The following is a 14,492-nucleotide window of genomic DNA, read 5'->3' as shown; positions in this document are numbered from 1 at the left end:
CGTCCTTCGGGACGCCGTTTTTGTTTGGGGAAAAGAATAGAAAAATGGAGCCTTTCGGCTCCATTTTTGTTACCACATAGGTATGCGTTACGGCATTGCGTCGAACTCTTCGCCTTCTTTATCCACTGGCGGTGGAGGAAGAAGGTGCTCACGGGTGATGCCCAATTTGAGCGCCAGTGCCGAAGCCACATAGATAGAAGAGTAAGTACCGATGGTAATACCAATCAACAATGCTGCTGCAAAGCCGTGGATCATCGCGCCGCCTTGCATAAACAAAGCGATAACCACGAACAAGGTTGTGCCTGACGTGATCAAAGTACGGCTCAATGTCTGTGACACCGAGGAGTTAATGATCTCAGCCGCGTCACCTTTACGCATTTTGCGGAAGTTCTCACGGATACGGTCATAAACAACAATCGTATCGTTCAAGGAGTACCCCACTACCGTCAGCAATGCTGCCACGATGGTTAGGTCCACTTCGATTTGCATGAACGAGAAAATACCCAGCGTGATGATCACATCGTGCGCCAAAGACGTTACCGCACCTGCCGCTAGACGCCATTCAAAACGCACAGAGACATACAGCAAAATACACAGCAACGAAGCAATAATGGCCAAGCCACCCGCTTCGGTCAGTTCATCACCCACGTTCGGGCCAACAAACTCGATGCGGCGCATTTCAACGGCTTCACCTGTACCGGTTTTGATCGCTTCAAGGATTTGAGTCCCAAGCAGTTCACCCTTAACGTTTTCACGCGGGCGAAGGCGCACCATCACATCACGAGAAGTACCAAAGTTCTGAACAATCGCATCCCCAAAGCCTTCAGCTTGAAGAGAGTCGCGAATAAGTTGCAGATCAGCAGGTTTCTCAAAACCCACTTCAATCAGCGTACCGCCGGTAAAGTCGAGTCCCCAGTTCAACCACTTTGTTGACAAGCTGAACACAGACGCCGCAATCATCAAGGCCGAAAAAATAAAAGCCGGCTTGGACCAACGCATGAAATCGATATTCAGGTCGGGTTTTAAAAGTTGAAACATTTTAATGCCCCCTTAGATCGATAGCTTGTCAATGCGCTTACCGCCGTAAACCAGGTTAACCAGGCAACGGGTTCCGATAATAGCAGTGAACATTGAAGTGAGAATACCGATAGACAGTGTCACAGCGAAACCTTTCACCGCGCCCGTACCAACAGCAAACAGAATGATTGCAGTGATTAGGGTGGTGATGTTGGCATCAGCAATGGTGCTAAACGCATTCGCATAACCTTGAGAAATCGCTTGTTGAGGGTTTCGCCCTTCATGCAATTCTTCACGGATACGCTCAAAGATAAGCACGTTAGCATCGACCGCCATACCGACCGTGAGTACGATACCGGCAATACCTGGTAGCGTCATTGTCGCCCCCGGGATCATCGACATCACACCGATGATAAGCACGATGTTCGCCGCCAGTGCACAGTTAGCAAATAGACCAAATCGACGGTAATAAACCAAGGTGAAGAGCATGACCGCAACTAAGCCCCAAAGACAGGCTTTAATACCCATGTCGATGTTCTGTTGACCCATAGATGGGCCAATGGTGCGTTCTTCAACAATCGAGATTGGCGCAATCAATGCACCTGCACGTAAAAGCAGCGCTAGGTTATGTGCTTCAGCTTGCGAATCGATACCAGTAATACGGAAGTTACGTCCCAGCGCCGTTTGAATGGTCGCTTGGTTAATCACTTCTTCATGCTTAGCAAGAATGATCTTACCGTTTTCATCACGCTTGCCGCTGTCTTTGTATTCAGCAAACACTGTCGCCATCAATTTGCCGACATTGTTCTTACTGAACGCAGCCATCTTGCTACCACCGTCACTGTCGAGCGAGATGTTAACTTGAGGACGGCTGTATTCATCAAAGCTAGAACTTGCATCCGTGATGCTTGAACCGCCCAGAATAACGCGTTTTTTCAATACTGCCGGACGACCGTCACGCGTGTATTTTATTTCGCTACCTGGTGGTACACGACCCGCTGCGGCTGCCGCTAAATCTGCACTGTCATCCACTTCGCGGAATTCCAGTGTTGCGGTCGCACCCAAAATTTCTTTTGCACGCGCGGTATCTTGAACACCTGGCAACTCAACCACGATACGGCTTGAACCTTGACGCTGAACCAATGGTTCGGCGACGCCCAATTCGTTAACGCGGTTACGTAGAATCGTGATGTTCTGATTCACAGCGTAGTTAAGGATTTCTTGAAGACGCGCTTCGGTGTAGGTCGCTGATACTGCAAAACGGGCACTGTCGGTGGTAAACACCATATCTGGGTGCAGCTTCGCGAGCTCTGTCTCCGCTTGATCCATATCGGCTTCATTGCGCAGCATGACTTCGACATTGTCGTTGCTGCCAACGCGAAGACCACGATAGCGGATTTTCGCTTCACGCAATTCGGTACGGAAAGTGTCTTCCTGCTGGGTAAGAAGCTTCTCCATCGCCGCGTCCATGTCCACTTCCATCAGGAAATGCACACCGCCGCGAAGATCCAACCCTAACTTCATTGGGTTTGCACCAATGACTTCAAGCCAATGAGGGGTGGCTGGCGCAAGGTTCAACGCAATAATCAAACCGTCGTCTTTGAGCGTGCTATTTAACGCGTCGCGGCCTTCAATTTGAACTTCAGTGTCGGAAAAGCGAACCAGTACTGTGCCGTTTTCTAGCGCAATAGATTTATAAGGAATGCTGTCTTTTTCGAGGGTGGTTTTTACGGTATCCAGAGTTGAAACATCAACCGAGGCGCCACGCGCCCCGGTGATTTGAACCGCTGGATCTTCACCGTAAATATTGGGAAGTGCATAAAGGGCGCCGACAAATAAGACCAACACCACCATGATGTACTTCCACAAAGGATAACGGTTTAGCACTGCTATGATCCTTTATGGTTATCAGATTACAGCGACTGAATCGTGCCTTTTGGCAGAACAGCAGTCACAAAATCCTTTTTGATAGTTACTTCGTTGTTGTCGTTAAGCGCGATAACGATGAAGTCGTTTTCTTCTGAAATCTTAGTGATTTTGCCAACTAGGCCGCCACCAGTAAGAACTTCATCCCCTTTACCCATCGCTGCCATCAGGTTTTTGTGTTCTTTAACACGTTTTGCCTGCGGACGATAAATCATGAAGTAGAAAATAACAGCAAACAGGCCAAGCATAATAAATAGCTGCATACCGCCACCCTGTGGTGCGCCTTCTGCTGCTGCATGAGCTTGTGAAATAAACATTCAGTCACGTCCTCGTATTAATTTGAATATTGTTGCGATTTTACCTCTCCCAAAGCGAACTTTCGAAGAGGCAGAACTTCTTAGTCTTCTTTCAACGGTGGCACTTCACGGCCACGACGTTCGTAGAATTCTTTAACGAAGGTATCTAATCTACCTTCGTCGATAGCGTTACGCAAACTCTCCATCAGACGCTGGTAATAGCGTAGGTTGTGGATAGTGTTGAGACGAGCGCCAAGAATTTCATTACAGCGATCAAGGTGATACAAATACGCCTTGCTGTAGTTGCGGCAAGTGTAACAGTCACACTCTGGATCCAGTGTAGTTGTGTCACTTTTATGCTTCGCATTACGGATCTTGATCACACCTCCAGTCACAAACAGGTGGCCATTACGCGCATTTCGGGTTGGCATCACGCAGTCAAACATGTCGACCCCGCGGCGCACGCCTTCAACTAAATCTTCTGGCTTGCCCACACCCATCAGGTAGCGTGGCTTGTCTTCAGGCAGTTTTGGACAAGTATGTTCCAATACGCGATGCATATCTTCTTTTGGCTCACCGACCGCCAAACCGCCAACGGCATAGCCATCAAATCCAATCTTGGTGAGGCCTTCAACAGACACGTCACGCAAGTCTTCATAGACTGAACCTTGCACGATACCGAATAGAGCATTCTTGTTGCCCATTTTGTCGAAATGGTTACGGCTACGTTGTGCCCAACGCAAGCTCATTTCCATCGACTTTTTCGCTTCGTCATGGGTAGCAGGATATGGCGTACATTCGTCGAAAATCATCACAACGTCTGAACCCAAGTCGTACTGGATTTCCATTGATTTCTCAGCATCCATGAACACGCGGTCGCCGTTCACTGGATTACGGAAATGCACACCTTCTTCGGTGATTTTTCGCGTTTTACCCAAGCTGAAAACTTGGAAGCCGCCTGAATCGGTCAAGATAGGACCTTGCCAATGCATAAAATCGTGCAAGTCGCCGTGCGCGCGCATCACTTCCTGACCAGGACGCAACCAAAGGTGGAAAGTGTTACCTAGCAAGATTTCCGCACCGGTTTCAGCCACTTCTTCTGGCGTCATCCCTTTTACAGTGCCGTAGGTACCAACAGGCATAAATGCCGGGGTTTCCACTGTACCACGTTCAAAAACCAGACGGCCACGACGGGCGCGGCCATCTTTTTTAATCAGTTCGTATTTCACGATACCTCCGAAATGCCAGATAAACAGTCTGGCGAATATGTGTTTAATACCAATCGGATTAAGTAGGTGGTCATAAATTTGCGAAGGAAAAATCGTCAAGAGCCTGGAAGAGATTGCAGTAAGTAGTTACTCTACTTGCAAAATATCTGACGCAGCTATTGTCGATTTTAACCAGCAAGAATGACTGAATATTTAATCTGATTGGTATAATGACACAGAGACAAAACTGGCTGCCAACTTATTCAGTGGACAGCCAATCAAAAATTATCGTCCGTGTTTGCCAAGTTTCTCTGTCAACAAACGCGGTATTCTGGCGTCAACCGCAGATTATACCTCAGTCTGGCGCGTGACAAACATCGCATCGCCATAACTAAAGAAGCGATATTCATTCTTTACCGCCTCATGGTAGGCATTAATGACATGATCGTAACCTGCAAACGACGATACCAGCATTATCAATGTCGATTCTGGTAAATGGAAATTGGTCACCAACGCATCGACTAACTGCCACTCATAACCTGGGTAGATGAAGATCTGCGTGTCATCGAAGAAAGGCTTAAGCGCTGTCCCCTCTTGCTTGGCACGCTGTGCGGCACTTTCCAAAGAGCGGACTGACGTCGTGCCAACAGCAATCACACGGCTACCGCGCGCTTTTGCCGCAATCACAGCATCAACCACATCCTGTGGGACTTCTGCGTATTCTGAGTGCATGATGTGATCGTTAATATCGTCCACGCGCACTGGCTGGAATGTACCTGCCCCAACGTGCAAAGTAACAAAAGCGGTTTCAACGCCTTTCTCTTTTAGAGCAGCCAGCATTTTTTCGTCAAAGTGGAGACCAGCCGTTGGCGCAGCAACAGCACCTGGCTTTTGGTTATACACCGTCTGATAACGCTCTTTGTCAGAATCTTCATCTGGGCGATCAATGTATGGCGGCAGAGGCATGTGACCAACTTGATTCAGAATATCAAGCACGGCTTGATCGCCGCTGAAGCGGATCTCAAACAGCGCATCATGTCGCGCCACCATTTCCGCTTCGAATTCGTCATTTTCGCCAAGAAGCAACAGGTTGCCAGGCTTAGGGGATTTAGATGCACGCACATGCGCAAGGATCGATTTATCGTCCAGCACTCGCTCCACCAGCACTTCAATCTTGCCGCCCGATGCTTTTCGCCCGAAGACTCGTGCTGGGATCACGCGGGTGTTGTTAAACACCATAAGATCGCCAGGTTCAACAAGGTCGAGGATATCAGTAAATTGCGTATGGCTCAGTTCACCGGTGTTGCCGTTCAGTTGCAATAGACGGCTCGCCGTACGATCCGGTTGCGGATAACGTGCGATAAGTGAATCTGGAAGGTCAAAATGAAAATCGGATACTTGCATTGAAAAAGCCCCATTCTGCAGCAGCCCGCTAGTATAGGGACACACGCTGCAATATCAAGCAAGATGGAGCTTGCTCGCCGAAAATCTGGCGAGCAAATTTGTCAGGAATTATGAAAACGGTATGCGTCGGCGAAGCGCAACTGCACCCGCAAAAATGAACGAAAGCCAACCGAAAGCACCACCACCACCGCCAGATGAGGGGGGCACGACATTGTCATCGGATTCATCGGAAGGGTATTGAGGCTCAACTGGCGGGTTATCAAATGGATTGTAACCACTAGACTGATCAAAAATATCTTCTTTAAATGATGGGCTTGGCGATTGATAACCACCAATCATGTTTTGACCAATCCAATCGTAGTAAGTGCTAATTTGGGTAAAGCCATCTTCAGAACTGGTGCTGCCGCAACCATAATTACTACTAGAGAAACTCACAATGCCGACAGCTCGGTATCCACGGTCTGCATCACCAGCGTAATCTTTATCTTGCCATACAAGCGGCCCACCAGAATCTCCCGAACAAATTCCCGCAGTGTCTGATTGATCAGCACAAACATAAGCGGCTGAAAGTTCACCGCTCACTGCACCCGATACCTCCGTCCAACTACAGGTATCATCACTCACGCCATTCATTGTTGTTTTTAATAACGCCTCGGTGACGCTCCCACCCGTGTATGTCGCTCCCCACCCAGACACATATAAATTGTCTTGTGCAGCACCAACAAATTCTTGGTCTAAATCGTCTTGCCTATCCGGTAGAAGAATTTTGATCGGTTGGGCGTTAGAGGGAAGTCCTTCTGCTAATCGAACGAGTGCAATATCACCAGTCAACATTTCATCATCGTAGTCCGGATAAACCTTAACACTCGCGACAGCAATTCCAGTTCCTGCGAAGCTAAGCTGTTCAAAGCCTGCATAAACTCTAACGTCAGCAGCAGAGAATCCATTAACACAGTGAGCTGCCGTGATCACGTAGTCATCAGAAATAATAATACCGCCACATGCATAATAGCCAGTACGGCTATTGCCAATGCTAAGAAATGCCTGCCAAGGTGTCGATTCAATGGAGGCATAGCTGCCGCTGATTATTCTTGCTTCTTTCACGCCCTCGGCAAACACTGAGCCAGCCGCGCTCAACATCAAAAGAGCCAACGTTGCATTCCCTTGCCAACTTCTCATTATTATTCCTCGCCAACATTTTCTTTACCGCAATCAAGAACCGTATCTCAAGATTGCATAAAGAAAAAGCTGACAAGGACGATCATGCGGTCTTTTTCTCGACTTTACAGCGATGTGTAAAAAGTAAGACTCACAACAAGGCGTCACAGATCTAATTAATGGAAGACCGAATCAGAAAACGCCCACTAAAAAGGAACGTTAGGGGTTATTCGAACAAAGAAGATCGCGAAGAAAGTATCTGCGGAAAACGGTGATAACGAAAAGCCAAAGCAGTGCACTCAGCCCTACCTCCCCACCTCCACCACTCGACGATGGAGAAACCGTCACCACCTGCGAGTTATTACTGGCACAACTACCATTCTGGCAATTACTTATCCAGTTAGCATAGCTAGACACTTGTGTATACACATCAGGGAACGCATCGGCTGCACATTGGAAATTGACGCCGAAACTGACGATGCCCACCAGCGTTGCACCGCCATCTGAATCCGCTGCGCGAGAGGGGTCAAACCAAACCAAAGGGCCGCCAGAGTCGCCATTGCACGCCCCTTTCCCCGTATCCTGAGCGCAAAAATATTTTCTCTGGTAACCCGACACATTGGTGACTGTCGACCCCCAACTTGTTGCGCACGATGAGTCCGAAACCGTTGATAGCGACGCTTTTTGTAAAGCAGTCGTCGACGTGCTGCGGTTAGCGTCTATATATCCCCAGCCTGTCAGTTGCAAATCTTGTTGGGATAAATCTGCTGTGGCATCGACGGCGGTTTGCACAGAGGTACTTGCAAGTGCAACGCTTGACGCATTGGCATGAAGAGGCGCTGAAAGTTTAATAAGGGCTATGTCATTAGCGAGTGTTTTCTTGTCATAACTGCTGTTGGCATAAATCGAATCAACCGTGGATTGATAGTTGGCAAAATCCGAACCATAGAGTTGCGCGGTTCCTGTGTAAACAGACACAGTATTGGCAGAAGCTAACTCAAACGGGTCATTCTCATCGGCAGTGTCTAGGCAATGCGCAGCGGTAAGCACCCAGTCATCCGCAATAACCACGCCTCCACAATAGGAATTTCCTATACGTACAAATGCCTGCCACGGCGCATCCGCTATCGCAGCATTTGAACCACCTACCACATAGGGCGATCGCTCAGCACTATGGGCAACAAAGGTCATTAAAAAGATAAGTGTCAGAACAAAACGTTTACGCATTTCCAACAGCCCTCATCACAGTGTATTTACCCAAGCAGCCCTAGATGCTCGGGGATACGTCAACATGGAGCACACGCCTGATTGCTGCTACTTGCGGAACAACAATGTACTGACGGGACAACAATGTATTGACGGAACAACATTGAAAATCCGAAAACATGGTCAAACAGATCTTTGATTAGGGTCACCTTTCATGCGCCATAATTTGGCTACATTCGACATATGCCCCTTATTTTCATACGTCTTCTTGGAGGCCATATGCTTACTGTCAAAGAAATGATGACACCAGAACCCATCACCTTATCTTCTAAGCATACGATAAATGACGCAAAGCGCCTGATGGATTCAAAACGGATCCGCCACATTCCCATCGTATCTGACACCCATCAATTGCAAGGTCTTGTCACACAAAGAGATGTGTTAGCAGCGCAAACCTCCAGCCTTGAAAAATCATTGGGGAACGACGACCCAATGAAGGCGACACTTTCTCGATTTTTGACGCATTCGCTCTATACCGTCGCCCCAACAGCAGGGCTAAAATCTGCGGCACTTTTCATGCAAAAACATAAGATAGGCTGCTTACCCATTGTTGAAAACGAAAGGCTTATTGGCATTATCACGGATACCGACTTTGTCGCCATTGCCATTAATTTGCTAGAGATCCAAGAGGAAACTGAGCCGATGGAACTCGAAGGCGAAAGCGCATAAATGCACTAGCAGTCGCGACAGCACTGTCATTCCTCGTCATAATCGATGGCACATCACCACATCGACCGCGCTTTATCTAAAAGCGCAGACCAAGGAAGACGGATTGAATTATCTTGCGCATTTGCATGTCGCATCCTGCTGCCAAAGCCAATTGTTCGGCAACCTGTTGGCGGATTTTGTTAGAGGCAAGCCGGACGGACGCTTTCAACCACAAACCGTCGACGGGATTTATCTGCATCGCTATGTCGATGGGTATATTGATGCGTTAGATGACATAAAGGTCTGTCGCGCACTGTTTCCGCCCGAGCTTTATCGCTATAGCGCCATTGCACTCGATATTTTCTGGGATCACGCACTGGTCACACACTGGGAAACCTTTCACGACGCACCATTAGAGCTATTTGTTCAGCAAGCGGAGAGCGACTGCCAGCAAGCTTCTGATTTAGAACCTTCCCCCTTGCCCGAACGCTTTGCTTTTATGTCAGAGAAAATGTGGCGCGAGCAATGGATTCAATCCTACGCAGATATCAACACCCTGCCTTTTGTCTTAAAGCGCATGTCAACGCGAAGCCCAAGAATGACGCCACTAGCCGATACCGCGGAAGTACTGATTGCCCACCAAGTTCAACTGCTCGACGCCTTTCCTTCCATATACCAACAAGTATTGAATGCCGCCTCGACGTTCAGTGAAATACAGCAGAGCAATACAAAGGGGTGAGTTTTTAGAAAGGCTTTTAGAAAGCGAGATACAAAGTTGAAGAAAAAGATGAAAAATGGTCATAAAAAAAGCGACCCGAAGGCCGCTTAAAGCGTGGATTATGAGGCTCGATTAAGTTGGCCCCTTTAGACTCGTTCTCGTCACACGTATTGGCTGTTTACGCGTCAATTAAAACTGATCTTCTTCCGTAGAACCTGTCAGTGCCGTCACTGACGAGTTGCCACCTTGAATGGTGTTCGTCATGGTATCAAAGTAACCCGTACCCACTTCCTGCTGGTGAGCCACGAACGTATAACCACGCTCAGCCGCTTCAAACTCAGGACGTTGTACTTTCTCAACGTAGTGGCGCATACCTTCACCCTGCGCATAAGCGTGGGACAATTCGAACATGTTGTACCACATGTTATGAATGCCAGCGAGCGTGATGAACTGGTACTTATAACCCATGTCTGACAGCTCTTGCTGGAAGCGCGCGATAGTATCTGCGTCCAGATTTTTCTCCCAGTTGAACGACGGCGAGCAGTTGTACGCCAGCAGTTGATCGGGGTATTTCGCATGAATAGCTTCCGCAAATTGACGCGCTTCTTCCAAATCAGGTTTTGCTGTTTCACACCAAATCAGGTCTGCATACGGCGCATAAGCCAAGCCGCGAGAAATCGCCTGCTCAATACCTGCACGTACTTTGTAGAAACCTTCAGACGTGCGCTCACCCATGATGAAGTCTTTATCGTATTCATCGCAATCAGAGGTAAGTAGGTCTGCAGCATTCGCATCAGTACGAGCGATCACAAGGGTGGTGGTGCCTGCAACATCAGCAGCAAGACGCGCTGCTACCAGTTTTTGAACGGCTTCTTGGGTAGGAACCAGCACCTTACCACCCATGTGACCACATTTTTTCACTGACGCTAGCTGATCTTCAAAGTGAACACCTGCCGCACCCGCTTCAATCATTGAACGCATAAGCTCGTAAGCATTCAAAACGCCACCAAAGCCCGCTTCAGCATCCGCAACGATAGGTAGGAAGTAATCCGTGCCTTCTTCTGGCGTAACGCCCTTCGACCATTGAATTTGGTCAGCGCGACGGAACGAGTTATTGATACGTTTAACCACGGCTGGCACAGAATCAACAGGGTACAATGACTGGTCCGGATACATGCTTGATGCAGTATTATTATCCGCTGCGACCTGCCAGCCTGACAGATAAACAGCCTCGATACCTGCTTTCGCTTGCTGAACAGCTTGACCACCCGTTAGCGCACCCAAACAGTTCACATACCCTTTTTTGGCAGAACCGTTCACCAGCTCCCACAGCTTGTCCGCACCGCGCTGAGCAATCGTCTGCTCAGGGATGAAAGAACCACGCAGTGCGACCACTTCTTCTGCTGTATAGGTACGTTTTACGTGTTTCCAGCGTGGGTTTTCTGCCCAATCTGTGTTCAACGCGTCGATTTGCTGCTGTCTTGTCAAAGTCATTGTGATTCCCTCTCTCAATGTAATTTTAAATCTTGGTTTCCATTTTCTTGGGCTTACATAATCTTGATGGTGCTTAATCCAGTAATTCGTATCCAGACAAGGTTAAGAAATCGGCCAGCTCATCACTGGTGGTCAGTTGTTCCATCAAACTGGCCGCCTGCTGGTACTTCCCTTGATTGAATACGTCTTCGCCTAGCTCGTCTTTCAGCACCGACATTTCTTCCGCAAGGCAAGCTCTGAAAAAGTCTGCCGTCACGGTTTTACCGTTGCTGAGTGTTTTTTGGTGTTTGATCCACTGCCAAATCGAAGCGCGTGAGATCTCTGCCGTTGCCGCATCTTCCATCAGGCCATAAATTGGCACACAGCCATTACCGGAGATCCATGCTTCGATGTATTGCACCGCAACACGAATATTGTGACGCATACCGTCTTCGGTGCGCTCACCGTCGCAAGGTGCCACCAGCTCAGTTGCCGTGATTGGTGCATCTTGCTCACGCATCACATCAAGCTGATTTTTACGCTCACCAAGTGCGGTATCGAATACTGCTTTGGCTGTGTCTGCCAGACCTGGGTGGGCAACCCAAGTACCGTCGTGACCATTCTTCGCTTCGAGCGATTTGTCAGACTGAATCTTGTCCAATACCCATGCGTTTTTCTCTGGGTCTTTCGATGGAATAAACGCTGCCATGCCACCCATCGCCATTGCACCACGGCGGTGACACGTTCTCACCAACAAGCGTGAATAGGCATTAAGAAACGGTTTTTCCATCGTGACCACTTGGCGATCAGGTAAGACGCGGTCTGGATGGTTACGAAAGGTTTTGATATAGCTGAAAATGTAATCCCAACGACCGCAGTTCAGCGCCACAATGTGATCTTTCAGGCTATAAAGAATCTCATCCATTTCAAACACAGCGGGCAGCGTCTCGATCAACACGGTTGCTTTGATCGTGCCGCGCGGCAAGTCGAAATGATCTTCGGTGAAACAGAACACATCGTTCCACCAAGCGGCTTCTTGATGCGACTGCAATTTCGGCAGGTAGAAATACGGGCCCGATCCACTTTCCATTAGCGCTTTGTGGTTACGATAAAAGTACAAACCGAAATCGAACAATGCACCCGGAATCGGCTTGCCACTTAGCAACACGTGCTTCTCTTTCAAGTGAAGGCCGCGAACACGACAGATAAGCACCGCAGGATCTTCGCTCAATGCATATTGCTTACCATTGCCGGGATTTTCATAAGAGATGGTGCGATTAATCGCGTCAGTCAGGTTACGTTGACCTTGAAGCACCGGTCCCCACGCAGGAGAGAATGAATCTTCAAAATCTGCCATGAACACTTTCACGTTGGCGTTCAGTGCATTGATCACCATTTTTCGCTCTGGTGGCCCAGTGATCTCTAAGCGGCGGTCTTGTAAATCTTCAGGGATGCCACGAATCTTCCAAGACTCTTCGCGAATATTTGCGGTTTCAACAAGGAAGTACGGTAACTCGCCAGCATCAAACTTCGCCTGACGTGCTTCTCGTGCGGTCAATAAAGCTGGAATACGGTCAGCAAAGCGCACCGCTAAGGTGTGAAGGAATGAAAGTGCATCATCAGTTAAAACATCAGATTCTTTCTGAGTGATCGGCGGAACGCATGAGAGTTCCTGTGAAACCTGTTGTGCATGTGTGTCCATAAACTGCCCTCCAATTCCATTTGTAACTAAATCACAACAATATCAATTGTTGTCGTACCGCTTCGATTTCTTTCATGTCGCCGAAACACAACACTAAACTGGCGTATTTAGCGTAACACGTCAACACGCCACGTCGCGTTAGACTTAAGTATTAAATGATCAATATATATTAAAATCAGAAGCTTACACTAAAATAGAGTTTTAACTCAAAACACTGAATTAAAACAAATCTCAGATTGTTCTTCCGTTTGTGATCTTTTCATCCTTTGGTGCCATTTTTGTAACCACTTACGAAATTAAATTACATAACGGGTTTCTAGGTTGAACTCAAAACAGACCTGTTTTAAACGTAGCAGCAGAACTGTGATTTTGCAGAAATTCTTTCTATAACAAAAAGTTAACAATAGTGAAAGATATCAACACCCAACAAAAGTTCTCGCTAAGTGGTTAATAATTGTCAAAAAATATGTCGCAATATAGACAGAATTTAATTTCAGAAATGCATCAGGGTTACCAAACCGTTTTCGGAGTTATAGTCTGGTTAAATCAAAGAAATTAGAGGAATAAACCAAAGTTATAAGAAAAAGCAACGAGAGGTAAAGATTCTTGAAAAGTCAGAGGTAACTTCATCGTTTTGTGCATCCAGGCACATAACCAACGTAATCATTGACCTCTGACGTAAACCAACAAAACAGGAAACCGTGCAATATAGTGAGCAAGGCTAGAGCAGTGTTTTGACCAAATCCGCCAAAGCTTCAAAGGTCGGCTTACGGCTGGATGTAGGACGCCAAACCAAGCCAATATCACGATATGCCTTACGACCTGGCGGTTCGACGACAACCAAATCTAGGTTATCTAACAAACCATGATTAATCGCCATTTGAGGAATAAAGGTAGAGCCAAGGCCATTGGCAACCATTTGCACTAATGTATGCAAACTGGTGGCCGAGAACGGATTGATTTTTTCTGTGGTCGTTAACTGACAAGCAGATACCGCATGATCGGTTAAACAATGCTCGCGTTCGAGCAAAAATACGGATTCATCAGGAAGATCGGCATACCGTATTGGTACATTCACTTTTTCTGCCTGTGATTGACTGAGCACCATTTTGAATGCGTCCGCCCCGACAACACGGCTTTCCATGCCGCCAATCTCAACAGGCAAAGCCAAAATCAACACATCCATCTCACCGCTTTTCAACGCAGCAAGAAGGTTAACGGTGGTGTCTTCGCGCAACAGTAAATCCAACTCAGGAAAATGCTGATTCACCGCACGCACTAAATCACACAACAAAAACGGCGCAATGGTCGGAATGCAGCCCACACGCAGTTTTCCCTGCATGGGCAACTCACTCACTTTTGTCAGCTCCATCAGATCTTGGCTACGCGCCAAAATTTCCCGACTTCGCACCACCACATCTTCACCGATAGCAGAGAAAACCAGCGTTTTGTTATCGCGCTCAATAAGTTGAGTGCCAATGAGATCTTCTAAGTTCTGAATGCCGGAACTTAGTGTAGACTGACTAACGAAACACTGTTTGGCCGCCTCACCGAAATGGCGAGTTTCATGCAGTGTCACAAGATAATGGAGCTGTTTGAGAGAAGGGAATTTTGTCATCGATTTTTCCGATTGCAATAATCTATTAAATTCACTTTTTTCAATCTAACAGTTCCAC

12 protein-coding genes are annotated in these 14,492 nt (G+C 47.6%); 2 read left to right on the top strand and 10 right to left on the bottom strand.

The features are described 5' to 3' along the window. Positions 1-87: 87 nt before the first annotated feature. The 7 genes from secF to AC3CIC_RS03185 form a co-directional block, all read right to left on the bottom strand. The gene (gene secF, locus AC3CIC_RS03215; protein WP_016960880.1) at positions 88-1,038 is read right to left on the bottom strand and encodes a protein translocase subunit SecF; all 951 of its coding nucleotides are present in this window, start codon (positions 1,036-1,038) and stop codon (positions 88-90) included. Between the two features lie 12 nt (positions 1,039-1,050). Continuing rightward, positions 1,051-2,904, bottom strand: coding sequence for a protein translocase subunit SecD (gene secD / locus AC3CIC_RS03210; protein WP_016960879.1), 1,854 nt, complete (start codon positions 2,902-2,904; stop codon positions 1,051-1,053). 26 nt (positions 2,905-2,930) lie between these two features. Beyond that, positions 2,931-3,260 carry a preprotein translocase subunit YajC gene (gene yajC / locus AC3CIC_RS03205; RefSeq protein WP_016960878.1) on the bottom strand — a complete coding sequence of 110 codons (330 nt, stop codon included), beginning with the start codon at positions 3,258-3,260 and terminating at the stop codon, positions 2,931-2,933. Between the two features lie 80 nt (positions 3,261-3,340). Further along, positions 3,341-4,468, bottom strand: a complete 1,128-nt coding sequence (gene tgt / locus AC3CIC_RS03200; protein ID WP_016960877.1) for a tRNA guanosine(34) transglycosylase Tgt — start codon at positions 4,466-4,468, stop codon at positions 3,341-3,343. A gap of 327 nt (positions 4,469-4,795) precedes the next feature. Continuing rightward, positions 4,796-5,851, bottom strand: a complete 1,056-nt coding sequence (gene queA, locus AC3CIC_RS03195; RefSeq protein WP_016960876.1) for a tRNA preQ1(34) S-adenosylmethionine ribosyltransferase-isomerase QueA — start codon at positions 5,849-5,851, stop codon at positions 4,796-4,798. Between the two features lie 108 nt (positions 5,852-5,959). Next, complete coding sequence (locus AC3CIC_RS03190) at positions 5,960-7,030, bottom strand: S1 family peptidase (RefSeq protein WP_488515349.1); 1,071 nt, start codon at positions 7,028-7,030, stop codon at positions 5,960-5,962. A 198-nt stretch (positions 7,031-7,228) separates the two neighbouring features. Further along, positions 7,229-8,236, bottom strand: a complete 1,008-nt coding sequence (locus AC3CIC_RS03185; RefSeq protein ID WP_488515348.1) for a serine protease — start codon at positions 8,234-8,236, stop codon at positions 7,229-7,231. A 258-nt stretch (positions 8,237-8,494) separates the two neighbouring features. Here AC3CIC_RS03185 and AC3CIC_RS03180 point away from each other — a divergent pair, with 258 nt between their 5' ends. Together AC3CIC_RS03180 and AC3CIC_RS03175 are read left to right on the top strand one after the other, a co-directional pair. After that, positions 8,495-8,944 (top strand): CBS domain-containing protein, encoded by a 450-nt coding sequence (locus AC3CIC_RS03180; RefSeq protein ID WP_488515347.1) that lies wholly within the window; start codon positions 8,495-8,497, stop codon positions 8,942-8,944. Positions 8,945-9,047: 103 nt separating this feature from the next. Further along, a complete protein-coding gene (locus tag AC3CIC_RS03175) occupies positions 9,048-9,662 on the top strand; it encodes an acyl carrier protein phosphodiesterase (RefSeq protein WP_488515346.1) in 615 nt (204 codons plus the stop codon). 168 nt (positions 9,663-9,830) lie between these two features. On the opposite strand, the gene aceA is transcribed toward AC3CIC_RS03175, so the two are convergent. From aceA to AC3CIC_RS03160, 3 genes are all read right to left on the bottom strand, one after another. Next, positions 9,831-11,135, bottom strand: a complete 1,305-nt coding sequence (aceA, locus tag AC3CIC_RS03170) for an isocitrate lyase (RefSeq protein ID WP_016960871.1) — start codon at positions 11,133-11,135, stop codon at positions 9,831-9,833. A gap of 73 nt (positions 11,136-11,208) precedes the next feature. Continuing rightward, positions 11,209-12,816 carry a malate synthase A gene (gene aceB / locus AC3CIC_RS03165; RefSeq protein WP_488515345.1) on the bottom strand — a complete coding sequence of 536 codons (1,608 nt, stop codon included), beginning with the start codon at positions 12,814-12,816 and terminating at the stop codon, positions 11,209-11,211. Positions 12,817-13,537: 721 nt separating this feature from the next. After that, the gene (locus AC3CIC_RS03160; protein ID WP_016960869.1) at positions 13,538-14,434 is read right to left on the bottom strand and encodes a hydrogen peroxide-inducible genes activator; all 897 of its coding nucleotides are present in this window, start codon (positions 14,432-14,434) and stop codon (positions 13,538-13,540) included. Between the last annotated feature and the right edge of the window lie 58 nt (positions 14,435-14,492).

The sequence above is a fragment of the Enterovibrio sp. QJM3NY_24 genome (assembly GCF_057786035.1).
This window is presented reverse-complemented; position numbering and strand designations above follow the sequence as displayed.